At 44.0% G+C, this 25,509-nt stretch carries 30 protein-coding genes; all 30 read left to right on the top strand.

Annotated elements, in window-relative coordinates:
* Positions 1-148: 148 nt before the first annotated feature.
* The 30 genes from sleB to atpE all read left to right on the top strand — a co-directional run bounded on the left by sleB (position 149) and on the right by atpE (position 25,500).
* Positions 149-832, top strand: a complete 684-nt coding sequence (gene sleB, locus DESME_RS15005; protein WP_006716764.1) for a spore cortex-lytic enzyme — start codon at positions 149-151, stop codon at positions 830-832.
* Between the two features lie 11 nt (positions 833-843).
* On the top strand, positions 844-2,208 hold the full coding sequence (locus DESME_RS15000; protein WP_006716766.1) for a PepSY1/2 domain-containing protein: 1,365 nt from the start codon (positions 844-846) through the stop codon (positions 2,206-2,208).
* Between the two features lie 172 nt (positions 2,209-2,380).
* Positions 2,381-2,788 (top strand): YwiB family protein, encoded by a 408-nt coding sequence (locus DESME_RS14995; protein ID WP_242837408.1) that lies wholly within the window; start codon positions 2,381-2,383, stop codon positions 2,786-2,788.
* Positions 2,785-4,470: an arginine--tRNA ligase gene (argS, locus tag DESME_RS14990; RefSeq protein WP_006716769.1), complete on the top strand. Its 1,686-nt coding sequence runs from the start codon at positions 2,785-2,787 to the stop codon at positions 4,468-4,470. The genes DESME_RS14995 and argS overlap by 4 nt, the downstream gene beginning before the upstream one ends.
* Before the next feature lie 109 nt (positions 4,471-4,579).
* Positions 4,580-5,020, top strand: a complete 441-nt coding sequence (gene rpoE / locus DESME_RS14985; protein ID WP_006716771.1) for a DNA-directed RNA polymerase subunit delta — start codon at positions 4,580-4,582, stop codon at positions 5,018-5,020.
* A gap of 210 nt (positions 5,021-5,230) precedes the next feature.
* Positions 5,231-6,823: a CTP synthase gene (gene pyrG, locus DESME_RS14980; RefSeq protein ID WP_006716773.1), complete on the top strand. Its 1,593-nt coding sequence runs from the start codon at positions 5,231-5,233 to the stop codon at positions 6,821-6,823.
* 122 nt (positions 6,824-6,945) lie between these two features.
* Complete coding sequence (locus tag DESME_RS14975) at positions 6,946-8,040, top strand: lipid II:glycine glycyltransferase FemX (protein WP_006716775.1); 1,095 nt, start codon at positions 6,946-6,948, stop codon at positions 8,038-8,040.
* Between the two features lie 15 nt (positions 8,041-8,055).
* Complete coding sequence (gene alr / locus DESME_RS14970; protein ID WP_006716777.1) at positions 8,056-9,255, top strand: alanine racemase; 1,200 nt, start codon at positions 8,056-8,058, stop codon at positions 9,253-9,255.
* On the top strand, positions 9,242-9,655 hold the full coding sequence (locus DESME_RS14965; RefSeq protein WP_174377969.1) for a response regulator: 414 nt from the start codon (positions 9,242-9,244) through the stop codon (positions 9,653-9,655). Before alr ends, DESME_RS14965 begins: the two co-directional genes overlap by 14 nt.
* Positions 9,656-9,787: 132 nt before the next feature.
* Entirely contained in the window at positions 9,788-10,462 is a 675-nt protein-coding gene (locus tag DESME_RS14960) for a hypothetical protein (RefSeq protein ID WP_006716781.1), read from the top strand.
* Between the two features lie 4 nt (positions 10,463-10,466).
* On the top strand, positions 10,467-11,321 hold the full coding sequence (locus DESME_RS14955; protein WP_006716783.1) for a class II fructose-1,6-bisphosphate aldolase: 855 nt from the start codon (positions 10,467-10,469) through the stop codon (positions 11,319-11,321).
* A 35-nt stretch (positions 11,322-11,356) separates the two neighbouring features.
* Complete coding sequence (fsa, locus tag DESME_RS14950) at positions 11,357-11,998, top strand: fructose-6-phosphate aldolase (RefSeq protein WP_006716785.1); 642 nt, start codon at positions 11,357-11,359, stop codon at positions 11,996-11,998.
* Between the two features lie 188 nt (positions 11,999-12,186).
* On the top strand, positions 12,187-13,179 hold the full coding sequence (gene glpX, locus DESME_RS14945) for a class II fructose-bisphosphatase (protein ID WP_006716786.1): 993 nt from the start codon (positions 12,187-12,189) through the stop codon (positions 13,177-13,179).
* Positions 13,180-13,411: 232 nt separating this feature from the next.
* The gene (locus DESME_RS14940) at positions 13,412-14,140 is read left to right on the top strand and encodes a M23 family metallopeptidase (protein WP_006716789.1); all 729 of its coding nucleotides are present in this window, start codon (positions 13,412-13,414) and stop codon (positions 14,138-14,140) included.
* A gap of 142 nt (positions 14,141-14,282) precedes the next feature.
* On the top strand, positions 14,283-14,480 hold the full coding sequence (gene rpmE, locus DESME_RS14935; RefSeq protein ID WP_006716791.1) for a 50S ribosomal protein L31: 198 nt from the start codon (positions 14,283-14,285) through the stop codon (positions 14,478-14,480).
* A 212-nt stretch (positions 14,481-14,692) separates the two neighbouring features.
* Entirely contained in the window at positions 14,693-15,763 is a 1,071-nt protein-coding gene (gene prfA / locus DESME_RS14930; RefSeq protein ID WP_006716792.1) for a peptide chain release factor 1, read from the top strand.
* On the top strand, positions 15,760-16,605 hold the full coding sequence (gene prmC, locus DESME_RS15955; RefSeq protein ID WP_006716793.1) for a peptide chain release factor N(5)-glutamine methyltransferase: 846 nt from the start codon (positions 15,760-15,762) through the stop codon (positions 16,603-16,605). The genes prfA and prmC overlap by 4 nt, the downstream gene beginning before the upstream one ends.
* 9 nt (positions 16,606-16,614) lie before the next feature.
* Positions 16,615-17,661, top strand: a complete 1,047-nt coding sequence (locus tag DESME_RS15950; protein WP_006716794.1) for an L-threonylcarbamoyladenylate synthase — start codon at positions 16,615-16,617, stop codon at positions 17,659-17,661.
* A 118-nt stretch (positions 17,662-17,779) separates the two neighbouring features.
* On the top strand, positions 17,780-18,364 hold the full coding sequence (locus DESME_RS14915; RefSeq protein ID WP_006716795.1) for a manganese efflux pump MntP: 585 nt from the start codon (positions 17,780-17,782) through the stop codon (positions 18,362-18,364).
* A 42-nt stretch (positions 18,365-18,406) separates the two neighbouring features.
* Positions 18,407-18,862 (top strand): low molecular weight protein arginine phosphatase, encoded by a 456-nt coding sequence (locus tag DESME_RS14910; RefSeq protein WP_006716796.1) that lies wholly within the window; start codon positions 18,407-18,409, stop codon positions 18,860-18,862.
* Between the two features lie 149 nt (positions 18,863-19,011).
* Positions 19,012-19,461 carry a ribose 5-phosphate isomerase B gene (gene rpiB / locus DESME_RS14905; RefSeq protein ID WP_006716797.1) on the top strand — a complete coding sequence of 150 codons (450 nt, stop codon included), beginning with the start codon at positions 19,012-19,014 and terminating at the stop codon, positions 19,459-19,461.
* 16 nt (positions 19,462-19,477) lie between these two features.
* Entirely contained in the window at positions 19,478-20,029 is a 552-nt protein-coding gene (locus tag DESME_RS14900) for a TIGR01440 family protein (protein WP_006716798.1), read from the top strand.
* Between the two features lie 133 nt (positions 20,030-20,162).
* Positions 20,163-21,416 (top strand): serine hydroxymethyltransferase, encoded by a 1,254-nt coding sequence (locus DESME_RS14895; RefSeq protein ID WP_006716799.1) that lies wholly within the window; start codon positions 20,163-20,165, stop codon positions 21,414-21,416.
* A 15-nt stretch (positions 21,417-21,431) separates the two neighbouring features.
* A complete protein-coding gene (upp, locus tag DESME_RS14890; RefSeq protein WP_006716800.1) occupies positions 21,432-22,061 on the top strand; it encodes a uracil phosphoribosyltransferase in 630 nt (209 codons plus the stop codon).
* Positions 22,061-22,537 (top strand): deoxycytidylate deaminase, encoded by a 477-nt coding sequence (locus DESME_RS14885; RefSeq protein ID WP_006716801.1) that lies wholly within the window; start codon positions 22,061-22,063, stop codon positions 22,535-22,537. Before upp ends, DESME_RS14885 begins: the two co-directional genes overlap by 1 nt.
* 51 nt (positions 22,538-22,588) lie before the next feature.
* Positions 22,589-23,695, top strand: a complete 1,107-nt coding sequence (gene wecB, locus DESME_RS14880; RefSeq protein WP_041484320.1) for a non-hydrolyzing UDP-N-acetylglucosamine 2-epimerase — start codon at positions 22,589-22,591, stop codon at positions 23,693-23,695.
* 140 nt (positions 23,696-23,835) lie between these two features.
* Positions 23,836-24,066 carry an AtpZ/AtpI family protein gene (locus DESME_RS14875; protein WP_006716803.1) on the top strand — a complete coding sequence of 77 codons (231 nt, stop codon included), beginning with the start codon at positions 23,836-23,838 and terminating at the stop codon, positions 24,064-24,066.
* Entirely contained in the window at positions 24,053-24,415 is a 363-nt protein-coding gene (locus DESME_RS14870) for a hypothetical protein (RefSeq protein WP_006716804.1), read from the top strand. Before DESME_RS14875 ends, DESME_RS14870 begins: the two co-directional genes overlap by 14 nt.
* Positions 24,416-24,419: 4 nt before the next feature.
* Positions 24,420-25,160, top strand: a complete 741-nt coding sequence (atpB, locus tag DESME_RS14865) for a F0F1 ATP synthase subunit A (protein ID WP_006716805.1) — start codon at positions 24,420-24,422, stop codon at positions 25,158-25,160.
* Positions 25,161-25,269: 109 nt separating this feature from the next.
* Positions 25,270-25,500, top strand: coding sequence for a F0F1 ATP synthase subunit C (atpE, locus tag DESME_RS14860; RefSeq protein ID WP_006716806.1), 231 nt, complete (start codon positions 25,270-25,272; stop codon positions 25,498-25,500).
* The last annotated feature ends 9 nt before the right edge of the window (positions 25,501-25,509 follow it).

The following is a 25,509-nucleotide window of genomic DNA, read 5'->3' as shown; positions in this document are numbered from 1 at the left end:
ATCTCATAGCAAGATTTTGATGCGATTTTTATATTGAAAGTAAAGAGTGAGAAAAACAAGGGACTAGATCCCTTGTTTTTTTGTTATGGATAATTGAACCAAAAGTTAGCCACACTAAAGGAGAAATCTTTGAGTGAGGTGAGAAAGTATGACACGCAAGAAACTTTGGGTCGGGGGGCTTGCCTTAATTCTAGCTTTAGTTCTGACAAGTGTGGCGTATGGGGCCTTGGGCGATCGACTATTGAGCAAGGGCTCTAACGGACCAGAAGTCACAGAACTGCAAAAACGCCTGGCACAGCTGGGCTATCCAGTCGGTTCGCTTGATGGGAAATTTGGATCACAGACTCAGACTGCCGTCCGTAAATTTCAACAAGATCATGGCTTGAAAGTTGATGGCTTGGCAGGAACGGCTACGATCACAGAATTAAAACGATTGACCAGCGAAAGTACAACTGCTTCAGGCAAACTGGTCGGCTCAAAAAACGTGGATATTAATCTCTTAGCTCGATGCGTGAGCGCGGAGGCCAGAGGGGAACCTTACAAAGGGCAAGTGGCTGTGGCAGCGGTTATCTTAAATCGAATTAAGGATCCTGCTTTCCCGAATACAGTTGCTGATATTATTTATCAGCCAAGGGCATTTTCAAGCGTGGATGATGGGCAAATCAATCTCCCACCAACAGCATCAGCCATAAAAGCGGCTCAAGAAGCGGCTAATGGATCAGATCCCTCACAGGGTGCGCTCTTTTTCTTCAATCCCGCTAAAACTAAGAATAAATATATTTGGTCCAGACCGCAAATTCTCCAAATCGGAAATCATATCTTCACGCGCTAGGAGGGAAAAGGATGAACAGAAAGTTTTGGTATGGTGTATTGGCGATTGCGCTTGTCCTTTCTTTAGGCTGGGGATGGAATGAATACCGGCAAGCGGGAGAGTTAAGGCAGGCTACAGAAAATCAGAATCAGCGCGCTTTTCGAGATTTAGCGAGTCAGTTGGATCAACTCGAAACGGATTTAGCAAAAGGTCAGGTTGCTTCAACTACGAATCAAAAGGTGCTATATTTGAGTCAGGCAGGGAGCCATAGTGAAGCTACGATGAAGGATTTAGCCCAAATTCCAGCAGAGGAATCGGGGTTGAGTTATGTTGGGCAGTTTGTGAATCAAGTAGGAGATTTCACGCGAAATGCTGCGCAGAAGGTGGCTATTGGAACAAATTTAACGACTGAAGAAGAGAAAACACTAGCAGATGTCCATGATCGGGTACAAACGATGAACCGCCAGGTTCAGGATTTGTTAGTGCGTGTGGATACGGAAAATCTAGCTTGGACGAATAAACCGACGACTCTGCGGCAAAGGTTGAGTTGGGGTAAAGCTCAGGTAGCAGAAGCCTCAGCCGAGGGTCAGGATGTTCAGCCAAGTTCAGTGCGAGCGGGTTTGGATCAACTGAATGCGAGTCTGCAGAAGTTACCCCCTTTTTCTTATACTGGAGAATTTGCAACTCGCTCTGTGGCGGAGCCGCTCGGATTGCCCAAACAAGACATTACTAAGGATCAGGCGCTTAACGTAGCCAATGACTTCTTAGCGAAAGTGGGTTCACCAGGTGTAAATTTGGAATTTGCGGGGGTAAGTTCAGGACCGCTGGGAGGATATCTTTGGAAGCAAGGGGATATTAGCCTAACGGTGAGTAAAAGGGGTGGAGTAGTTACTGAGTTCTGGGATCAAAGAACACTTCAGGAACGGACTTTGACTGCTGACCAAGCGAAAAGCAAGGCGATGACGACATTAAAGGGCTTAGGGTGGACGTTGGTACCCACCTCGGTAGAGGATTATGGGGGTTATATTCGGCTTGAAGTCATCGATGAAGTGGCTAAGGTACGTCACTATCCAGATAAAATACGCTTAACCGTTGCCTTAGATAATGGACAGATTACGGCGTATGATGCGACTCCATATTATGCTTATCATCATACACGAAACCTGAAGTCCAAAATATCTGCTGAACAAGCTAAAACAAAGTTGCGGAGCGGCTTTCAAATTAAGGAGACCGGTCTAGCGGTCATTCCGGTGTTAGGCAATCGTGAAGTATTGGCTTATGAATTTCGGGGGACGTATCAGGGTGAAGAATATCTAGTTTATGTAAATGCAGAAAGCGGCCTTGAAGAGAAGATTCAGCGGATTATAAAGACTCCTCGTGGAGAATATCTGCAGTAAGGTTAAGAAAACAAAAATAATGGGAAGATTAGAGGGGGTAGATTTACCCCCTCTAATCTTTTTAAAAAAGAATATCTGACAGAACAAGCTATTTTGAGCTATAATTTTTATAGAAAATATGGATAAAGGAAAGGGAAGGGGAAAGTTATTGCGTAAGTCGGCACGAATCCAGGTGAAAGGAATACAAGTTTATCCCGATGGAAGAGAGGATAAGCAGGATTCCCAAGTCATGGGTTCGTTTTATAAGCGACAAGGGGATTATTATATTGTCTACCAAGAATCCGAGGTGACGGGAATGGTCGGAGTTTCGACAGCATTGAGGGTCGAGAAGAATAAACTGACTTTAAATCGGATGGGGGCTGCAGAGCAACGGCAAATTTTCGAAAAAGACGTTCTTCATCATTCGACTTATGTGACCCCATTTGCTTCATTTTATTTGGGCGCACTAGCGGAAGAAATGGAGATTAGCTTGACAGAGCTTGGCGGACATATTACTCTAAAATATAAGCTATTTGCTGATGATAAGAAGATCAGTCAAAATACTCTAATGATTTTAATAAAGGAGGATACTCCTCAATGAGTTTATATGAAGGAATTAAAGAAAAGGTTTTAGCCAACTTAACTCAGGCGGCTCAATCTGCGCAAACAGCTGGGGAATTGTCTTTTGAAAGTTTACCGAATTTTGTCCTAGAAGAACCTCGGGAAAAACAACATGGCGATTTAGCGACAAACTTAGCGATGGTTTTAACGAAACAAGCGCATAAGTCTCCTCGTGAAATTGCAGCAATACTGATTAAGCATATCGATACGGAAGGAACCTGGATTGAAGCCAGTGAAATTGCGGGTCCTGGTTTTATTAATTTTAAGTTAGATCCAACTTGGTTGACCGGCGTGATCCCTCAGGTTCTAAGCCAGGGAGAGGATTACGGCAAAGTTAACCTTGGAAAAGGGCAGAAAGTTCAGGTTGAGTTTGTAAGTGCTAATCCGACAGGACTTCTCCATATGGGAAATGCTCGGGGTGCAGCGTTAGGAGATAGTCTAGCTTCTCTTCTTGCCATGGCTGGTTATGAAGTAAGCCGTGAATTTTATATTAATGATGCAGGAAACCAAATTCATAATTTTGCCCTCTCGTTAGAAGCACGTTATCTTCAACAGCTAGGACAGGATGTTCCTTTCCCTGAAGGGGGATATCATGGGGAAGATCTGATTGATACCGTTAAAGGCCTAATTGCTAAGGTCGGGGATAAATATCTCAATGTTGAGGCGGAGCTTCGCCGTGAATTCTTAGTTCGCTACGCTCTGGAGGAAAAACTAACTCATATTCGAGAGACACTCGCTGATATAGGTGTGCATTATGATGTTTGGTTCAGTGAACAATCCCTTCATGACTCGGGAGCCGTCAAGCAATCTATGGAGGACCTTGAGAAGAAAGAATATATTTATGAGAAGGAAGGCGCCCTTTGGCTGAAGTCTACTCTTTTCGGAGATGAAAAGGATGAGGTGGTTGTTCGCAGCAATGGAACTCCAACTTACTTTGCGGCAGATATAGCCTATCATCGGAATAAATTTGAACGAGGGTTTGACCAAGTTATTAATATCTGGGGAGCCGATCATCATGGCCATGTAGCCCGGATGAAGGGGGCAATGTCGGCACTCGATTACGATCCGGAAAAACTAGAGATTATTTTGATGCAACTTGTACGTCTGATCCAAGATGGCGAAGTGGTGAAGATGTCTAAACGTTCGGGGAAATATATTTCGTTACGTGAGTTATTGGATGAAGTGGGTAAGGATGCGGCTCGTTTCTTCTTCATTTTGCGGGATCCAGATTCAACGGTGGAATTTGATCTCGATTTAGCCAAGGCTGAGTCTTCAGATAATCCGGTTTATTATGTTCAATATGCACATGCGCGTATGTGCAGTATTCTTCGACAAGCCGAGGAATTAGGGTATGCATACTCTGGGATCCCTTCGCAAGATGAGCTAGCTCGTTTAGATAGCAATGAGGAACGTGAACTGCTGAAAAAACTAGCCGATTTACCCTCAGAGATTAGTATTGCAGCGCGTTTAAGAGAGCCTCATCGGATGGCACGCTATGTTTTAGATTTGGCATCGTTGTTCCATACTTTTTATAACAGTCAACGGGTACTTGTTGATGATGAAAGTTTGCGGAAAGCACGTTTATCATTAATTCATTCGGCAAAACAAGTGTTAGCTAACGTTCTGAGGATTCTTGGCGTGACGGCGCCAGAACGTATGTAATTATTCCGCGTATTAATTCTTTTTAGGTGATGCAGGAAATTTTTAGGGATGGGTCGAATATAATGATTTAAATTTTAGCTCGATCTGTAGGGAAGGGCGGTGGAATTATTTGACCCATCCATTCATACCGAAATCACAATCGTCTAATTCGGATATTGCCTATCATCTTCTCCTAGTCCAAGGTCATTCGATGAATTATCAGGATTTAATTCAAGGGGTTCTTAAGGCGAGAAATCTCCCATTTGAACCGGGGAAGGTTTCGGAGGTACTAACAGAAATTAATTTGGACACCCGTTTTACCTACCTGGGCAAAGGGGAATGGGGTCTTCGAGCTTGGGTTACGAGCAAAGGTTCACGAAAGTCGGTTGGCTCATTAAGTAAGAACGCAGTTGAGGATGATGACGAGGCGGATGAGGAAAAAGATCTGTTACTAGAAGAAGACTTTGAGGGAGAGCCGGATGAAGAAGAGGGAGACGCGCATGAGTTACCGGAAGTCTCCTATAAGAATAAAAGGGCATCTAAACGCTCGAAGGAAGATTCTTGGAATTAATTCATGGTTTAAATGGGTTTCTGTCGATATCTGTATTGACAGTGTCGATTAATATGGCTAGAATTAAGAACAGTGGGTAAAAATAAAGCTAGTGCGTCTTGCGGACTAGCTTTTTTTATGTTTTTTGCTCTTGTAGTGAATAACTTAGCTGTTAAATTTTAATTTTTTTAAAAGTTTTCTTAGAAATAGGTCGAGAAAGGATAGGGAAACATGACGAAGTTTATTTTTGTAACGGGTGGGGTCGTATCTTCTTTAGGTAAGGGGATTACGGCGGCTTCTCTTGGGTGTCTACTGAAGAATAGGGGACTAAAGATTGCAATTCAGAAGTTTGATCCCTACATTAACATCGACCCTGGAACGATGAGCCCTTACCAACATGGTGAGGTGTTCGTAACGGATGATGGAGCAGAAACCGATTTGGATCTTGGCCATTATGAGCGCTTTATTGATGTTCCAGTCTCTAAAAGCAGTAATGTAACAACAGGTAAAATCTACTGGACGGTTCTTAACAAAGAGCGGAGAGGGGATTATCTCGGAGGTACGGTTCAGGTTATTCCGCATATCACTAATGAAATCAAGGAACGGATTTATCGGGTAGCCCGGGAATCCCATCCGGATGTTGTCATTACTGAAATCGGTGGAACGGTAGGAGATATTGAATCACAGCCCTTTATTGAAGCGATTCGCCAGATGCGGAGCGATATTGGTCGTGAGAATGTGCTTTATCTTCACGTAACCTTGGTCCCTTACCTTGCGGCGTCAAAAGAACTCAAAACCAAGCCGACTCAGCATTCAGTGAAGGAACTGCGTGGACTAGGAATTATGCCCAATGTTTTGGTTTGCCGCGCTGAACATGAAATTTCCCAGGAGATGAAAGAAAAGTTAGCACTTCTCTGTGATATAGATTTGGAATCGATTGTTCAAACCGTGGATGCCCCGACCATTTATGAAGTACCTCTAACCCTTCAGAAGGAGGGGCTGGATGATATCGTACTTCGTCATTTTGGCTTGGAAGCTCCGGTAGCAGATATGACCGAGTGGAAGGCGATGGTTGAGCGAATTAAAGCGCCAACTCGTGAAGTTGAGATTGCAATTGTAGGAAAATATGTTGAATTACCGGATGCTTATCTCAGTGTAGCCGAAGCGCTTCGTCATGCTGCGACTGAGCATTCAGCAAAAGTTAAAATCAAATGGGTAAACTCGGAGGAAATTGAAGAAAAAACGGCAGAAGAACTTCTTGAAGGCGTAAAAGGAATTCTTGTACCGGGTGGGTTTGGCAATCGAGGAATTGAAGGAAAAATTGAGGCCATTCGCTATGCCCGTGAAAATAAAGTTCCTTTCTTAGGAATTTGCTTAGGGATGCAATGTGCGATTATCGAATTTGCTCGCAATGTTTGTAAAATGGAAGGTGCAAATAGCACGGAATTTAATGAAGACACAGCATATCCTGTCATTGATATCCTGCCTGAGCAAAAGGATATTGAAGATAAAGGCGGTACGATGCGACTTGGTGTTTCTCCTGTAAAATTAGAAGGAGAGAGTAAGGCCCATTCTTCATATCAAGAGAACGTTATTTATGAACGTCATCGTCATCGTTATGAAATGAATAACGAATATCGAAAGGAATTGGAAGAGGCTGGGCTGAAATTTTCAGGGACCTCACCGGATGGACGCTTGGTTGAGGTTACAGAATATCCTGAGCATCCTTGGTTTGTTGCGTCGCAATACCATCCGGAGTTTAAGTCTCGACCCAATCGCCCTCATCCTCTCTTCAGAGACTTTGTCAATGCAGCGCTGAAGTAAGAATGAATTTAAACATACTTCCATGGCTTTCTAAGCCATGGAATCCTTTTAATTAGAATAGTTTGTGAATCTTCAGAAACGGGAAGAATTTAAATAGATTGGAATTTTGGAGGCTGGAAGGAATGCCCTATACTGCGCGTTGGATTGATGAAATAGAAAAGAATCGTTTTAATGAATTTATGGCTCGTCATCCTAAAGGTCATGTTTTACAAACCTGGGAATGGGGAGAACTTAAAAGTCGGACAGGCTGGCATCCCTGGCGTCTGATTTTAGAAGAAAATGGTGAGATTGTAGCTGCGGTTTCAATTTTGGAACGGAAACTCCCTGTAGTGGGAATCCCCATTTTCTATGCATCCCGAGGTCCAGTGTTATCCTGGCAGGATGAGAAACTTTTTGACGCACTCTTAGCTGAAGTGAAGAGTCTAGCGAAGAAAAGGGGAGCCATTTTCTTAAAAGTTGACCCAGATGTTCCCTCGTCAGAGCAAGAACTTGAAAATTATTTGCGTTCATGCGGGTTTCAGTCTGCAGAAACGGGAAAAGGCTTTGAAGGTGTTCAGCCAAAATATGTGTTCCGTTTAGATATTTCTCCAGACGAAGAAACCTTACTTAAACAAATGCATCAGAAAACGCGCTATAACGTGCGACTTGCTCAGAAAAAAGGGGTTACGATTCGGGTCGGGACAAAGGAAGAGCTCCCCGCGTTTTATCAAGTTCTTAAAGAAACGACAGAACGAGATCACTTCCTTGTTCGTGCTTATAGTTACTTTGAGGACATGTATGAGCTACTTCATCCAGCGGGTTTAGCCGAAATTTTTCTAGCAGAGTATGAGGGTGAGATTATCTCTGGAACACTAGCTCTGATTATTGGTGATAAAGCATGGTACTTATATGGTGCTTCCTCTAATGAACACAGGAATGTTATGCCGAACTATCTGATTCAATGGGAAATGATCCGTTGGGCTAAATCCAAGGGCTGTACTATGTATGATTTCCGAGGCGTCCCAGGGAAATTGACGGAAGATAACCCGCTTTACGGACTTTACCGTTTCAAGAAAGGCTTCAACGGTGAATTCACAGAGTTCATTGGCGAATGGGACTTAGTCTATCGTCCCTTGGTTTATTACCTTTGGACCCATTTCGAACCGGTCTATTCGGATGTCGTGAAGGGGATTATCGGTAAAATACGGCATATTGGGAAAAGCCAGAGCAGTCAGTAAGGAAGGTGTAGAGGATTGAGTGGGACTTGGATTGAGATTGATTTAGATGCCATTTTAAATAATTATCAGGAAATTGTAAGTCAACTTCAACCTCAAAGCCGACTGATGGCCGTTGTGAAAGCAGATGCGTATGGGATGGGGGCTGTAGAGGTTGCTCGTGTTCTCCAAGAAGCAGGTTGCGAATCGTTTGCAGTGACTACGGTTGCTGAAGGAGTTATTTTACGTGAGCATGGAATTAAGGGCCAAATTCTTGTCCTAGGTCCAGTGCTAAAGGACGAATTTACCGAATCTTTACAAGCTGATCTGCTATTAACTCTCTCTAGTTTAGGACAGATTGGAGATTTGGAGCAGAGCGCTCAGAGCCTAGGGAAGACTGCCTTAGTTCATATTAAGTTGGAGACAGGTATGGGACGGACGGGCTTCTTTTATGAAAACTTAGAGGATTTGGCTCAAGCGCTTGGAGAATGCTCATGGGTTAAACCTGTAGGAATCTTTACGCATTTTGCTCGTGGCGCGCAAAGAGATCGCACCTATTCGCAAGAACAATACACTCGTTTTCAAAGAGGCGTGAACCGGTTAGAGGAAATGGGAATAAGCGGGCTATTAAAACATGTCTGCAATAGTGCTGCTTTTTTGGATTATCCGGAATGGCATCATGATTTTGTGAGAATAGGCACGCTTCTGATTGGGCATGTTCCTTCAACAGGATTTGCGGGTAAGCTGAATCTTAAAGATCCTTGGCTTGCTAAGGCTCGGATTGTTCATCTTCGGAAAGTGCCTAAAGGAACTTTTGTAGGGTACCAAAGTATTTACCGAACGAAGAAAGAGACACAGCTTGCGGTTATTCCTGTTGGGTATGCTGATGGATTTGGGTTGATACCTCATATGATACCTCAAGGTCTGATGGATTTTATTAAAATTGTGATTAAAAATTTTTTAGCTCTCTTTGGAGTTTATTTAGGGGGAGAAAACGCAACGTTGGAAGGTCATACTGTACCTGTTGCAGGAAAAGTAGGAATGCAATTGACGATTTTGGATGTCGGTGATCGTCCCTGCCAGGTCGGGGATGAGGTCATTATTCCTTTGAGGAGAACATTAGCCAACGCTCGTATTCCCCGAATCTATCGAAAAGATAAAAGAATTTTTACAAAAAGAGAAATAAAAGAAGGGTTTTTACCAATCGATCCAGAATATTCTAATTATGATCTTGAGTGAAAGGGTGAGGAGATTGGCTAATATTCTGGTTGTTGATGACCAGCTGGGGGTTAGAAGGCTACTTTATGAAACGTTTCGTGAAGAACAGCATGAAGTAGTAATGGCGGCCAACGGTAAAGAGGCACTCAAGAGTCTAGAAAATTTTAGACCCGATCTGATCTTGATGGATATGAAGATGCCTGGGATGAATGGAATTGATACTCTTCGACAGATCCGAACGTTCAACACGGAAGTCGGTGTCATTATGATGACTGCCTATGGAGATGCTCAAAATATGGAGCAAGCTCGTGAGCTAGGAGTTCTTCATTATATGAGTAAACCGTTTGACCTGTTTGAACTTAGAGATCATGTGCGCGAAATATTAGCGAATAAGCAAGAAAAAGATTCTTCGGCTAGCTAATTCTTTTATCGAGCTGATAAGTAAAAATTTAGGGCCTTCCGCTGGAAGGCTCTTTAATTTTTTTGACTAAAGTAATGCAGGAAAACACCGAGATATGCCGAAGTATAGTTCATGTAGAAAGAGGTGGGAATTATGATCCTGACGACTCATACGTCAGTGGCCATCCAATGCCCAAAATGTGGTGAACTAGAGTTTCATGCCCTTTCTCTTTTTGCATTCGCAGGCAAAGGGCGAGAAAATTTATATTGCCATTGTGGTGAACTGTTATTATCGGTAGCGAGCCGTGATCATCAGCATTTTAACGTATCTTTTCATTGTGCATTTTGTGGTGGGGTGCACTATTTGCGATTAAAACGCGGTGCGATTTGGGGAAAAGCAGCATTGCCTCTGATCTGTCTAGAGGTTGAAGCTTCGGCGGGTTTTATTGGGCCGAAGCAAAAAGTGACCCAGGCTTGTCATGAACGAGAGAAATCGATTGGAGAATTAGCGGCAGAGCTGGGTTACGAAGAAGAGTTCGAAAATCCGGAGGTCATGTTAAGACTTTTAGATCACCTTCATGATTTGGCTAAGGACGGGTCTTTGGAGTGCGGTTGCGGGAATAAGCATCTGTCTTTCGAGTTATTGCCGGACCGAGTCGAACTTTATTGTGAAGAGTGTGAAGCAGTGGGCATAATCTACGGAGATTGCAATGAAAATATAAGTATTTTTGAAGGCATGAGATCGCTTAAATTAGAAGAAAATAAAACATGGTTAATTAATCGTCCCCAGCGAGCGCATCAACTTGCAAAGACGAATGAGGAGGAATAATATTATGAGTTTGGTTCCTATGACGGAACTTCTGAAGAAAGCACAGCAAGGACATTATGCAGTAGGTGCTTTCAACTGTAATAATATGGAGATTGTTCAAGCGATTGTGGCAGCAGCTGAGGCGGAAAAATCACCTGTTATTATTCAGGCGAGCCAAGGTGCAATTAAATATGCAGGAATTGAGTATATCTCGACCTTAACCCAGTTAGCAGCTGAAAAGGCGAGCGTTCCGGTTGCTTTGCATCTCGATCATGGAACAAGCTTTGCTCAAGTGGTGCAATGCGTTCGTAATGGTTTTAGTTCGGTCATGATTGATGGTTCTAAACTTCCACTCGAAGAGAACATTGCTTTGACCAACAAAGTGATTGAAGTAGCTCATTCGATTGGAGTTTCTGTTGAAGCAGAACTTGGAAAAATCGGGGGAACTGAGGATGATATTTCGGTGAGTGAGCGTGATACACTCTTCACAGACCCCAGTGATGCAGAACGCTTTGTAAGAGAAGCAAAAGTGGATGCTTTGGCTATTGCCATTGGAACGGCACATGGGCAATATAAAGGAGTACCTAAACTTGATTTTGAACGTTTGAAAGAAATTAGGAAACGAGTGGATACTCCGATTGTTCTTCATGGTTCTTCAGGTGTTCCGGAAGAAGCAATTCGTGAAGCGATTTCTTTAGGCGTTTGTAAGGTTAATATTGATACGAATATTCGTGAAGCGTTTGTGGCTGCAGCACGTCAAGTGATGGAGCAGAATCCGAACGAGATTGACCCACGTAAAATGCTTGGGCCAGCTCGGGAAGCGACGATCGCCATTATTAGAGGGAAGATTCAGATTTTTGGCAGCAGTGGTAAGGCATAACAGAGGAAAGGCTTAAATAGGAGGATGGACTGCTCATGCAATTTTTCCTAGATTCTGCTAACCTAGAGGAAATCAATCAAGCATGGAACATGGGGGTTATCGCTGGAGTCACTACAAATCCTAGCTTGGTTGCCAAAGAAGGAAAAGATTTTCATACTTTACTTCAAGAAGTTGTGCAAGTCGTTGATGGACCCATTAGTGCTGAAGTCATTGCGCTTGATCGGGATGGAATGTTAAAAGAAGCTCGTGAACTTGCTGGAATGCACAAGAATATCGTGGTTAAGATTCCCATGACTGAAGAAGGATTGAAGGCGGTTAAAGTCCTTAGTCAAGAAGGAATCAATACTAATGTCACTCTAATTTTTAATGCAATTCAGGCGTTACTTGCTGCACGAGCAGGAGCCACCTATGTTAGCCCCTTTTTAGGGCGTTTAGATGATATTGGAGAAAATGGACTAAACTTAGTCGAAGAGATCTGCGATATTTTTAGTATCCATGGAATTGAAACGAAAGTGATTGCCGCTAGCATACGAAATCCGGTACATGTTACTGAATCAGCAAAGCTGGGGGTGGATTTTGCTACAGTTCCCTTTAAGGTGTTGCTCCAGCTTTTTAAACATCCACTGACCGATGCAGGAATTGAGAAGTTCTTAGCGGATTGGAAAAAACTCGGATGACATACAAAAGGTCCCTTTTATTAAGGGGACCTTTTGTATGTTCGATGATGAAAGTATCCCTATTTACCTTGAAACTCCTTAAAAAGTATGGCACAATAAGAGTCGATCCTAAGAATTATGATGAACAAATCAAATTTGTTTACCAGATATTTTGACGATAATAAAATAATGGAAAGCGAGGGATCATTTTGGAAAGAGAGCTAACAATGGAATTTGCTCGGGTTACGGAAGCAGCTGCTCTAGCATCTGCTCGTTGGGTTGGACGTGGAGAAAAGGAATCTGCAGATGATGCAGCAGTAGAGGCAATGCGTTCGGTGTTTGATACCATTCATATGAGTGGTACGGTGGTTATTGGTGAGGGGGAAATGGATGAGGCCCCCATGCTTTATATTGGTGAGCGTGTAGGTTCGGGAGAGGCGCCTGAGCTTGATGTAGCAGTCGATCCTTTGGAGGGCACAAATAGTTGTGCGAAAGGCTTGGCAGGCGCAATCGCTGTTATGGCTATCGCTGAAAAAGGCGGACTTCTGCATGCTCCGGATATGTATATGGATAAAATTGCAGTTGGGCCAGCGGCGAAAGGCAAGATTAATATTGATGCTCCAGTTAAAGAAAATCTCAGCAATGTAGCCGAAGCCCTTGGAAAGAACATCAATGATTTGACGGTTGTGATTATGGATCGTCCGCGGCATGAAAAATTAATTCAAGAGGTACGCGATGCGGGTGCCCGAATTCGTCTGATTACTGATGGTGATGTTTCTCCAGCCGTTGCTTGTGGTATTGAAGGAAGCGGCGTGGATATGATGATAGGAGTTGGTGGTGCTCCGGAAGGAGTTCTAGCTGCAGCAGCTCTGCGTTGCTTAGGGGGAGAGATGCAAGGTCGTCTCTGGCCGGAAAATGATGCTGATATTGAACGGGCGAAGAAGTTAGGAATTGATGATGTTAGCAAACTTCTGACCATGGAGGATTTAGTTAAGTCTGATGATGTGTTCTTTGCCGCTACTGGGATAACTGAAGGACCCCTTTTACGTGCAGTTAATTTTACATCCCAGGGCGCTTCGACCCATACGGTTGTTATGCGGGGACGGACTGGAACAGTCCGTTTTATCGAAGCACAACATCGCTTTGATAAAAAGCCTCAGTATGCAATGAAGGGTGTTTTGAAAGAAAATACCCGGGCATAAGAAGAAATTTCTCAGGGGCTGTTGCAACGTAACAGCCCCTTTCTTTTCCTCCCAATAGACCCTCAAGCGTAGTTTCACGCACAGGAGTGAACGGGTGTGCGTAAAGCTACATGACCATCAATTTTGCAACAGGTCTTTTTTATGAGTATTTATTCCCCGAAGTTTGGAAACAATAGTTTAGTATGCTTTTTGAGCAAATTCAATTCTAAAACTTCGAGGTGTTTTAAAAGTAATGAGGGTTCAAGAACATGGGCGAAAGCGGCGCGCCCAAGTCGTGTGGAGGTGTGCCGCTTTTCTCATGGCCTTTTTGACTACGGGGTACTTTGCAGTTCCGGTATATTCAAGCGGGATGCGATCAGTGACTTGTTTTTCAGTCGTAACAGTAGAACCAGGGCAAGGCTTGAATGATTTGGCTAAAAAGTATGGAACAACGCGTGATCAGATCCTAAAAGATAATCCGCAAGCAAATCAGCTCGGGTTAGGTGCGACTTTAACTATTCGTGAAAATACGACTCTACTCGGGAATTCGAAACCCAAAGAGGTATCACGAGAGATATCTCGTGGCGCTGTGGCTTCTTATCACTGGCCGGTTTGGGGACGGATTAGTTCAGATTATGGTTGGCGAGGATACAAAAATTTCCATCATGGGATTGATATTGCTGTGCCTACCGGTACGACGATTAGTGCTGCACGACAGGGTAAAGTCATCAAAGCAGGTTGGATGGGAGTTTATGGGTTAGCAGTTTTGATTGACCACGGGAATGGTATTCAAACATTATATGGGCACAATGATGAATTGTCGGTAAAAGTAGGGGAGCAGGTCGAGATGGAAGAGCAGATTGCTATATCTGGAAATACGGGCAACACGACCGGGCCGCACCTTCATTTTGAAATTCGAAAAAATGGTAAGGCGGTGGACCCTTCCGACTTTTTGCCTCAGTATAACGTAGTGAGAGAATAAACAATAAAATTTATAATCTTGACCTGTTAGCTTTCTTTGTGCTATACTTTTACAAGTTGACCGGTTTACAGTACGGAAATTCTCAGACTCGTTAGAACTGACGAACAATCCGTTGAATATTCGGTAGAAAGAAGGTGACGATATGAAAGAAAACACACACCCGAAATATGAGCAAACCACAATTACTTGCGCTTGCGGTGAAGTGATTCATACCGGTAGCACAAGGAAGGATATCAAGGTGGAAATTTGTTCGAAGTGTCATCCCTTCTATACCGGTGTCCAACGTTTTGTTGATGCTGGCGGACGGGTTGATAAGTTTAAAAAGAAATACGGTATGTAGAGACAAAGAACAACGGCCTGCGGTCGTTGCTGGAGAAAAAGCAGAGCGCATGCTCTGCTTTTTTGAATTTGTTTACTGAGCGTTCAAATATTCAACGAATTGAACTATAGGCAAGAAAGAGGATTCCTAGAATCAGGCTAGGAACTTTTTTAATATAATATATTGACTTGACGAGACGGTTTGAGGATTGTCAAAATTATTGAGGTGTAAATATGCTCGAAAAATTAACGGAAATTGAACAGCGTTATGATGAATTAACCCAGCTTCTGAGTGATCCTGAGGTGATTTCCAATCAGGAAGAGTGGCAAAAGCATGCCAAGGCTCAAGCGGGAATGACGGGGATTGTTGAGGCCTTCCGCGAATATCAAGGGGTACTGAAGGGTCTGGAGGATACGGAAAGTCTTCTCAGTGAAAAGTTGGATCCGGAATTTAAAGAAATGGCTGAGTTAGAGCGTGAAGAACTGGCTTCTAAACGCGAGGAATTAGAAGCACGCATGAAAGTCCTTCTCTTGCCTAAGGATCCAAATGATGATAAAAATGTCATTATGGAGATTAGGGCTGGAGCCGGCGGGGAAGAAGCGGCCCTCTTTGCTGGCGATTTGTATAAAATGTATACTAAATATGCAGAACGCCAGGGCTGGCGAACAGAGCTCATGAACGCTAGTTACACGGACATTGGTGGGTTTAAAGAAATTGTCTTCCTAGTCGAAGGACAGGGAGCCTATAGTAAACTTAAGTTCGAGAGCGGAGTACACCGTGTTCAACGGATTCCTGCTACAGAATCTGGGGGAAGAATTCATACGTCAACAACAACAGTTGCGGTGTTGCCGGAGGCAGAAGAAGTTGAGGTTGATATTAAACCCAATGATATACGGATTGACCTTTTCTGTGCCAGCGGTCCGGGAGGACAGTGTGTCAATACGACCCAATCTGCCGTCCGAATTACGCATCTTCCGACAGGAACTGTGGTATCATGTCAGGATGAAAAATCTCAGTTGAAAAATAAAGACAAGGCTATGCGCGTTTTAAGGGCGCGTCTCTTGGAAAAGGCGCAGGAGGAAGCTCATGGAGAGATGGCTTCAGCGCGAAAAAGCCAAGTTGGAACGGGAGATCGAAGCGAACGGATTCGGACATATAATTTCCCGCAGGGACGGGTTACGGATCACCGCATTGGGCTCACGTTGCACCGAATTGATAGTATTCTTCTGGGAGATTTAGATGAGATTATCGAGACATTGATTACCACAGATCAAGCAGAACGGTTAAAAACGGAGGCAGAATGAAGATCTTTGAGGTGCTGCAATGGGGAGAGCGAAGATTAAAAGAAGCAGAAGTTGAGAATTCACGCTGGGATGCGGATCTCCTTTTGAGTTTTGATCTAGGATGGCGTCGCGAACAACTCTATCTTGAGCGGGAAACGGTGCTTTCTGACGAACAGTGGAAACATTACCAATCGTTGATTGCACGTCGTTCTGCCCGTGAACCATTGCAATATATCCTTAGAAATCAGGAATTCATGGGACTCAGTTTTTATGTTGATGAGCGAGTGCTTATTCCTAGGGCCGATAGTGAGATTCTGATCGAAAAGTTACTTGAATTTAGGAAGTCATCCGCAAAGGCAGAAATCCGTATTGCGGATTTGTGTACAGGGAGTGGAGCACTCGCTGTAGCGATTGCTCATTTTTGGACAGAAGCCTTTGTCATCGGTACAGATTTGTCATCGGCCGCTCTTGAGGTTGCTCGGTACAATGCTCAGCAGAACAAGGCTCAAGTGGAATGGCGTGAAGGGGACTTTTTTGAACCGATTCGAGGGGAACGCTGGGATTGGATTGTTACCAATCCACCCTATATACCTGAAAAAGAACATCGCTTGCTTGCCCCGGAAATTTTTAAAGAACCAGAAATGGCCCTTGTTGGAGCAGAGAACGGTCTGATTTTTTATCGACGTTTGGCTGAAGAGGCCGCATCGTTACTAAAACCTGAGGGTAGAATCTTAATGGAGATTGGCTGGGACCAGGGACAAGCAGTCCAGGAACTTTTTCAAAAACAAGGATTTAGGACTCAGGTCTTTCGGGATTATGGAGGACGAGACCGAGTTGTTTATGCCGAGTTCAGTATGAGGTGAAAATAGAGTATGGAGACAAAACGAGTATATATAGATAGCCAAGCTCCGGAGTCGGAGTATATTGAAGAAGCGGCAGAGCTCATTAGGAAGGGACAACTGGTTGCTTTCCCAACTGAAACAGTCTACGGTTTAGGAGCAAATGCATTAGATGCTCAGGCCTGTGCCGAGATTTTCAAGGTCAAGGGACGCCCGCAGGATAACCCTTTGATCGTACATGTGTCCAATTTTGAAATGGTGAAATCGCTTGTTACAGGTTGGGGTGAGCTGGCAGAGCGCTGTGCACGCGCCTTTTGGCCAGGCCCGCTCACACTCGTTTTACCAAAGACACCTATTATTCCGGAAACGGTGTCAGCAGGGTTGAACTCTGTGGGGATCCGGATGCCGAACCATCCTGTAGCTTTAGCCCTGATTGAAAAGGCAGGGGTTCCCATTGCGGCCCCGAGTGCAAATCTCTCAGGAAAACCCAGTCCTACGAATGGAATTCATGTTTGGAAGGATCTACAAGGTCGAATTCCTCTCATTTTGGATGGAGGAGCCTGTGATGTAGGGGTCGAATCTACTGTTCTTGATCTAACGGGTGAAATTCCCTGCATTTTACGGCCCGGCGGGATAACGAGAGAAAGACTAGAAGAAGTGCTGGGCAAGGTTTCGGTTGATCATCCTTCGGAGAATCAGCCTCCCAAAGCACCAGGGATGAAGTACAGGCATTATGCACCAAAAGGCGATCTCTATCTCCTGATCGGTGAACGGGAAAAGATTTTAACTCGTATCACAGATGAAATTCAAAATGCCCATACTCGGCTTAAAAAGGTCGGGATCATCTGTACACTGGAGAGTGCTTCAGATCTGCATAGTCAATTACCCGAACTCCTCTTCGTTCTTGGTTCGGAGGAACGTCCTGATGAAGTTGCTGCTAGCCTTTATGAGGGTTTAAGACTTTGTGATGAACAAGGCATTGATATCATCCTTGCCGAAGGGGTTTCAAAAAATGGTATAGGTTTTGCAATTATGAACCGTTTAGAGAAGGCCTCGGGTCAGAAGATTTGGTACGTGTAGAGAGCTTAAAGATACGAAAATTGGTGTAAAAGCATTTGCGCTTGCCCCCACGCATAAGATACAGAAGAGGTTAGAATTCTCCATTCTAACCTCTGGCTTTTGATTGGGGGTGTAAAGCTTGAATTTAGTCTGGGTGTTGGCTCTTTCTGTTGCTTTGGGAGCGGATGCGTTCTCGTTAGCTTTAGCGATTGGACTCGTGGGTGTTGGAAAGCGGATGACCTTAAAACTTTCTCTTATTGTTGCGGTTTTCCATGTCCTTATGCCTTTGGCGGGACTCTTGATGGGTCAGGCAATGGGAATGGTACTGGGGCAATTGGCTAAAGGAATTGGCGCAGCAGTTTTGCTCTGGCTAGGGGGAAGAATGCTCTTCCATGTTTGGCGTCCTGATCCGGAATTTTATCGGCTTTCGGAGGCTCGTCAAGCCTTGAGACGTACCCAACTTCCCGCAGGTATCTCGTTACGAGGAAGGGGAGTTTACTTCTTAGCGGTGAGTGTCAGTCTAGATGCATTAAGCGTCGGGTTTTCTCTCGGAACAGTGGAGAGTCCTATCATGCTTACAGTCGTCGTGATGGGAATTGTAGCGGGAGCTATGATGGGTAGTGGTCTTCTTCTGGGAAGGTTTGTCGGATCGCGGCTTGGGCAGCGGGCAGAGGTTTTAGGCGGAGTAGTTCTCGTTCTCATCGGGGTGAAGATGCTGTTATAGTTCAATAAGATATGCTTATGATTTTTCAGAAGAGGGGTGCTCATGATCATGAAGCTTTTATTCATCTGCACAGGCAATACATGCCGTAGTCCCATGGCCGAAGGGTTAGCTAAAAAGATTTTTGGGCCAGGGGTGGAGGTGAGCTCGGCTGGAATGGGCGCTTGGGAAGGACAACCCGCAAGTGATCAAGCCTTGACCGTGATGAAAGCGCGGAGTATTGAACTTTCTTCTCACCACTCTCGGCGAGTTAATCGGTTATTTCTTCAAGAAGCAGATTGGATTATTCCGATGACGATGGAACAGGAAATGCGATTGCGTTCGCTTTATCCAGAGTATACGGGTAAGATACGTCGACTAGGTGTATGGGGAGAATCGGGCAAGGATATTTTAGATCCTTTTGGAGGATCGCTTAAGATTTATCAGCAATGTGCGGAGCAGATTGAACGCTTAATCTATGAATTGAAGAATGAGCTGGATAAATTAACAAGAAACGATTAAAATAGGGATAAACAGCTTGGCACGGCCAAGCTTTCTTTATGATTTTGCATACTTCTTCAATATTTGACGACTTTGGCAGGGATTACTTGCTAAAGTGTAGAATTTTCATCAGAAGAACAAAGTTAGATGAGCTAGCGGAGGTAGATAAAGTGAAGATTGCATTAGGAGCGGATCATGGTGGTTTTGAACTTAAGAATGAGATTCGCGTGCATTTGGAAGGTCAAGGCATAGAGATATTAGACTTAGGAACGAACTCGAAGGAATCTGTCGATTATCCGAGGTTCGGTTATAAGGTTGGGAAGGCAATTCTTAACGGCGAGGCAGACCTCGGAGTTGTTATTTGTGGGACAGGACTAGGAATTTCAATGGCGGCCAATAAAGTCCCGGGTATTCGAGCCGCGTTATGCTCAGAGACCTATTCAGCGCGGATGTCTCGTGAACATAATAATGCTAATGTACTTGCCCTAGGGGGGCGGGTAACGGGAGTAGGCTTGGCTTTAGATATTGTTGATATTTTTATTAAAACTCCTTTTGCCGGAGGACGCCATGCGCGACGTGTGGATTTATTGACGTCGATTGAAACTGGGGAAGAGTTTTAAGGAGGCGCAGTCGAACTTGCCAGAGAAGCTAGAAGGGATTGCAGAGACTTGGCAGAGTGTTCTCGATGATTTTTTTATACAAGCAAATTTACGCTCGGGTCAAATTCTAGTCTTGGGTTGCAGCACGAGTGAAGTGCTCGGACAGCATATTGGGAAAGGAAGCAGCGTTGAGGTCGCTGATATTCTCTTACCCCCTTTGCTGAAAAAAGTAAGAGAACAGGGGATTTTTCTAGCGGTCCAAGGGTGTGAGCATATTAATCGTGCTCTGGTGGTTGAAGAAGAATGTGTGGAACGTTATGGGCTAGACCCTGTAACTGTTCTTCCAGGGTTGAAAGCAGGCGGAGCGATGTCAGTTAAAGCATGGAAAAGCTTTAAGGCTCCTTTAATGGTTGAGAGCATTAAAGGACATGCAGGAATTGATATTGGAGATACGTTTATTGGGATGCATCTGCGTCCGGTGGTCGTTCCAATTCGGCTTAAAGTTAAGGAGATTGGGGAAGCCCATTTAACAATGGCTCGTACTCGTCCTCGGCTTATTGGCGGACCGCGAGCGGTTTATCCTGAATAATTTAAAGGAAAGTCTTGAAAAGCAGGTGCTTTTATTGTAATTTAGGTCCAATAGGATAAAATTTGGGGAACCTTCTAAAAAGAGTATGTTCTTAAGCGTTAATAGAACAGATTTTTAAAGGAGTAGGAGTAAAATGGATTATATTAAAGAATGGATTCTTCCACAAGACCCCGAAGTTGCGGAAGCGATTGCTCAAGAAGAAGGGCGGCAACGCAATAAAATCGAACTTATCGCTTCGGAAAATTTTGTTAGCCGTGCAGTCATGGCGGCGCAAGGCTCAGTGCTTACCAATAAGTATGCAGAAGGATATCCAGCTCATCGTTACTATGGAGGCTGTGAATACGTTGATGTCGTTGAAGACCTAGCGCGGGAACGGGTTAAAAAGCTTTTTGGAGCTGATCATGCCAATGTTCAACCTCATTCCGGTGCTCAAGCGAATACGGCGGTTTACTTTGCCATACTTAAACCAGGAGACACGGTTCTCGGCATGAATCTTGCACATGGTGGACATTTGACTCATGGTAGCTCAGTAAACCTCTCTGGAATGTATTTTAACTTTGTGGCTTATGGAGTTGAACCTGACACAGAAGTTATTGATTATGAAAAAGTTCGAGCGTTAGCACTTGAACACCATCCGAAGTTGATTGTTGCAGGTGCAAGTGCATATTCTCGAATTATTGACTTTCCTAAGCTTCGTGAAATTGCGGATGAGGCAGGTTGCCTTCTCATGGTGGATATGGCACATATTGCCGGATTAGTTGCAGCGGGGATTCATCCAAGCCCAGTCCCGTATGCTCACTTCGTGACCTCAACGACTCATAAAACGTTGCGCGGTCCGAGAGGGGGACTCATTCTTTGCAAAGAAGAATATGCTAAGGCGATTGACAAAGCAATTTTCCCTGGAATTCAGGGTGGCCCACTTATGCACGTAATTGCTGCAAAGGCGGTCGCTTTCGGGGAAGCTCTTCAACCGGAGTTTAAACTTTACCAAGAGCATATCGTGGAAAATGCAAAGATGTTGGCGAGCAGTCTGAGTGAAAAAGGTTTCCGCTTGGTTTCCGGGGGCACAGATAACCATGTAATGCTCGTAGATGTGCGGACAAAAGGATTGACGGGAAAGGATGCAGAGCATATCCTTGATGAGGTGGGAATTACGGTTAATAAAAATACAATCCCCTATGATCCTGCGAGTCCGTTTGTTACGAGTGGTATTCGTATTGGCACACCTGCTGTAACTAGCCGGGGAATGAATCCTCAAGCGATGCAGCGGATTGCAGAGGCTATTGATCTCGTACTGACCAATCAGGATGAGACGAGCTATGCAAAAGCAAGAGAAATTGTAGCAAGTCTTTGTAAGGAGTTCCCACTTTACACGAATTTAGATTAGGAGTTGACGTATTTCATGGCACAAGTACACGTTCTTGATCACCCCTTGATTCAACATAAGCTTTCATTAATACGAGATGAGGAAACCGGATCGAAAGACTTCCGCGAACTTGTTGAAGAAGTTGCAATGCTTATGGCATATGAAGTAACTCGAGACTTCCCGCTGGAAGAGATTGAGGTGAAGACTCCAGTTGCCACGACGAAAACGAAAGTGATTGCGGGACGAAAGGTTGGACTGGTTCCCATTCTACGTGCAGGATTAGGCATGGTTGATGGCATGCTTAAACTTATCCCGACAGCGAAAGTAGGTCATATTGGCTTATATCGCGATCCGGAAACACTCAAACCTGTAGAATATTATTGCAAACTGCCAACTGATATTGAGGAGCGAGAGCTGATTGTAATTGACCCAATGCTCGCAACAGGGGGTTCGGCATCAGCAGCAATTACATTTTTGAAGGAGCGAGGAGTTCGCAACATTAAGTTAATGTGTCTCATCGCTGCACCAGAAGGAATCGAGGCAGTAAGATCCGCACATAATGATGTGGAAATCTTCGTAGCTGCGGTGGATGAAAAGCTCAATTACCATGGTTATATTGTACCAGGCTTAGGGGATGCCGGAGATCGGCTCTTTGGAACGAAATAATGGACACACCAAAGAAGCGCCCAAGTTGGGATGATTATTTCATGAAGATGGCGCAGGTGGTTTCAGAACGCTCCACCTGTCTGCGTCGTCAAGTTGGGGCAGTGATTGTCAAGGATAAGCAGATTCTAAGTACGGGATATAATGGAAGCCCTACAGGGTTAAAACATTGTGCTGAAGTTGGGTGTTTAAGGCAAAAACTGCAGATTCCTTCCGGTGAACGGACAGAGATCTGCAGGGCGGTTCATGCGGAGCAGAATGCACTCGTACAGGCGGCTAAGCACGGGGTGGAAATTGATGGAGCGATTCTCTATACAACCACACAACCCTGTGTCCTCTGTACCAAGATGATCATTAACGCAGGAATTAAACGCGTGATCTATGCCAATCCCTATCCGGATGCTCTAGCACAACAACTCGCAGAAGAGGCCGAGCTTAAGCTTATTCATCTATCTTGGAAAGAAGAATGTGGACAGTAAACTGAAATATTCAAAGGAGAGTAACGAACGGTGAAACAACAACCTAAGGTCATGGTGGTTTTTGGGACACGTCCTGAAGCGATCAAAATGGCCCCAGTCGTTAAAGCCCTTCAAAAAGAATCGGTTCCATGTCAGGTCGCTGTGACAGCTCAACACCGAGAAATGCTCGACCAAGTGTTGGAACTTTTTAAGATTCGTCCAGATTACGACTTGAATTTGATGAAAGCAGGGCAGACTCTCGTTGAAATTACAACACGAGCCCTCAATGGGCTCGTTGAGGTCTTTGCAAAAGCAAAACCAGATTTAATCTTAGTCCATGGAGACACGACAACGACTTTCGTCGCGGCACTTGCTGCGTTTTATACGCATATTCCAGTGGGCCATGTGGAAGCAGGCCTACGTACCGGTAATAAGTACTCCCCTTTTCCGGAAGAGATGAACCGTAAACTAACAGGTGCGATTACGGATTTGCATTTTGCACCAACAAATACGGCAAAGCAAAATCTACTTCGAGAAGGTGTGCCGCTGGAGAAGATTTTTGTAACAGGAAATACGGTTATCGATGCTTTGCTACATACGGTTGATACAGATTATCGTTTCAATGATCGGGAATTAGATTCAATACTGGAGCGGGAACAGAATCGACGCATGATTTTGGTAACCACGCACCGCCGGGAAAACCTTGGGGAACCGATGCGTCAAATCTATCGAGCGCTAGCGAATGTGCTCGACAATAATCCGAATACCTATATTGTATTTCCTGTCCATAAAAATCCCTCTGTACGGAAAGTCGTTGATGAGGTTTTAGGTCAACATGAACGAGTCTACTTGATTGAACCGATGGATTATGAGCCTTTTGTCAATTTGATGTCTAAAGCGCATATCATTTTGACAGACTCAGGCGGAATTCAAGAAGAGGCTCCATCTTTAGGGAAACCTGTCTTAGTTGTAAGGGATACTACGGAGCGCCCAGAGGCGGTCGAAGCAGGAACCGTTTCCTTAGTGGGTACTTCTTACGAGCGAGTTGTCGAGAGCTTAAATCGACTTTTAAGGGATGAGGAACACTTTCATGCGATGGCTCATGCCATTAATCCTTATGGTGATGGTAAAGCAGCTGACCGTATTGTAAATATTATCCAGAAACAAAAGATACAATAGAATAAAAAACAGAATTTTATAGAATAATAAGGGAGTATAGAAAAAAACTGCTTTTCTTTCAAATGAAGCAGGATTTTAAAAATGCCATCGCGAATAAGATATAACTATCGATTATTCGTGATAGGGTGAGGTAGTCGTATATGGGCGATAACCGTCTGAACGTGGTTAAAGCTATGGCGCTGGGTACAAGTATTGCTACCACACTCGCGATTTTAGTTGGGGGTGGCTATCTGCTGGGTAAATATCTCGATCAGCGATGGGAAACCCAACCGTGGTTTCAACTTCTGTTTATTTTAGTTGGGTTAGTCTTCGGAGGAAGTTATGTAGTAGTAAGTTTAAGAAAGCTTGGGATGACCGATGACAAAAAGTAAACTTGTCTATTTACTTTTAGGCACTTCCGGATTATTCCTTGCGATGGGGATGACCCATAACGAGGGCTTACTTGGAGCCATTGTGGGATATTGGACTAGTTTTTTGTATACGCAATGGCTTTATAAAAATACGCAAAGAAATGTTGAATTAGAAATTTCCATGGCTATTCGACAAATGCGTCGAAGCTTTTTTGCGCGCCTTGGGTTTGTGACTTTAGTTGTAGCGGCAGTCGGTCGCTATCAGAAAGAGTGGCTTTTTAGTTTAGCCCTGGGATTTGCGTTAGGACTTGTGGTTTCTCTTATTGTAGGGATAATAGAATATATGAAGGCAGAAAGGGGTGAGTTATGAATATATGCATGAGGAAACTATATTGTGGCATTTAGGTAGTATGACCTTCCACGCAAAGACGCTTGTCATGACATGGATGGTTATGGTCGTTATCTTGCTTTTTGTGCTTTTAGGGGTGCGGAATTTAACGAGCGGCAAGCCGGGTAAAATGCAGAATGTCTTAGAATGGATGATTGACTTCGTACGCAAACTCGTCTCTGATAACATGGACTTAGAAAAGGCACGTCCGTTACTTGGCTATTTATTGACGTTGATATTGTTTGTCTTTGTTTCTAATATGTTTGGACTGCTTCCAAATTTTACACTTAATCTCTTTCATAATGTTGAGTTTGCGCAGCTGAATAAAATCTTTGAAGGGGCCTCCTGGATGTCTCCAACAGCAGATATCAATACGACTGTGGCGTTAGCGTTGCTAACGATGGTCTTGGTTGTAAGGATGGGGATTAAGTACCAAGGAAGTCATTATTTCAAACATTTCCTAGAGCCGCATCCGGTTTTTGTACTCATCCATGGAATCGATATGATTTCCAAGCCGATGACACTGGCCTTCCGTTTATTTGGTAATATTTATGCAGGTGAAATTCTTATTAGTGTTATTTTAATGCTCCCAGGTGTTTGGGTATTTGGCGGTATTTTGCCAGATACGATTTGGCTTGCGTTTAGTATCTTTATTGGAGCAATCCAATCCTATGTTTTTACAGTTCTGACAACGGCCTATGTTGCCCAAGCAGTGGGTGAGGAGTAATCGGGATTGTTCAGTTCGTTTTAGTTATTGTTAGATTTCAGTGGAGCATGTGCCTACTGAGAAAATATTACGAAATAATTTATAGGGTAATAAGAAAGGAGGAAACTCTGTGGACGTTTCTGCTGCAGCTGCACTTGGTGCAGGGATTGCTGCTGGATTAGCAGCCCTCGGAGCTTCACTTGGTAACGGAAGCTTGATTACAAAAACAATAGAAGGAATTGCTCGCCAGCCTGAGGCTAAAGGTGCATTACAATCCACTATGTTTATTGGTGTAGGTCTCGTCGAGGCTTTGCCACTTTTGACATGGGTTCTTGCTCTACTTCTCATGTTTACGAAGTAAGTCTGAATT

This window comes from Desulfitobacterium metallireducens DSM 15288 (genome assembly GCF_000231405.2).
Taxonomy (GTDB): Bacteria; Bacillota; Desulfitobacteriia; order Desulfitobacteriales; family Desulfitobacteriaceae; genus Desulfitobacterium_A; species Desulfitobacterium_A metallireducens.
This window is presented reverse-complemented; position numbering and strand designations above follow the sequence as displayed.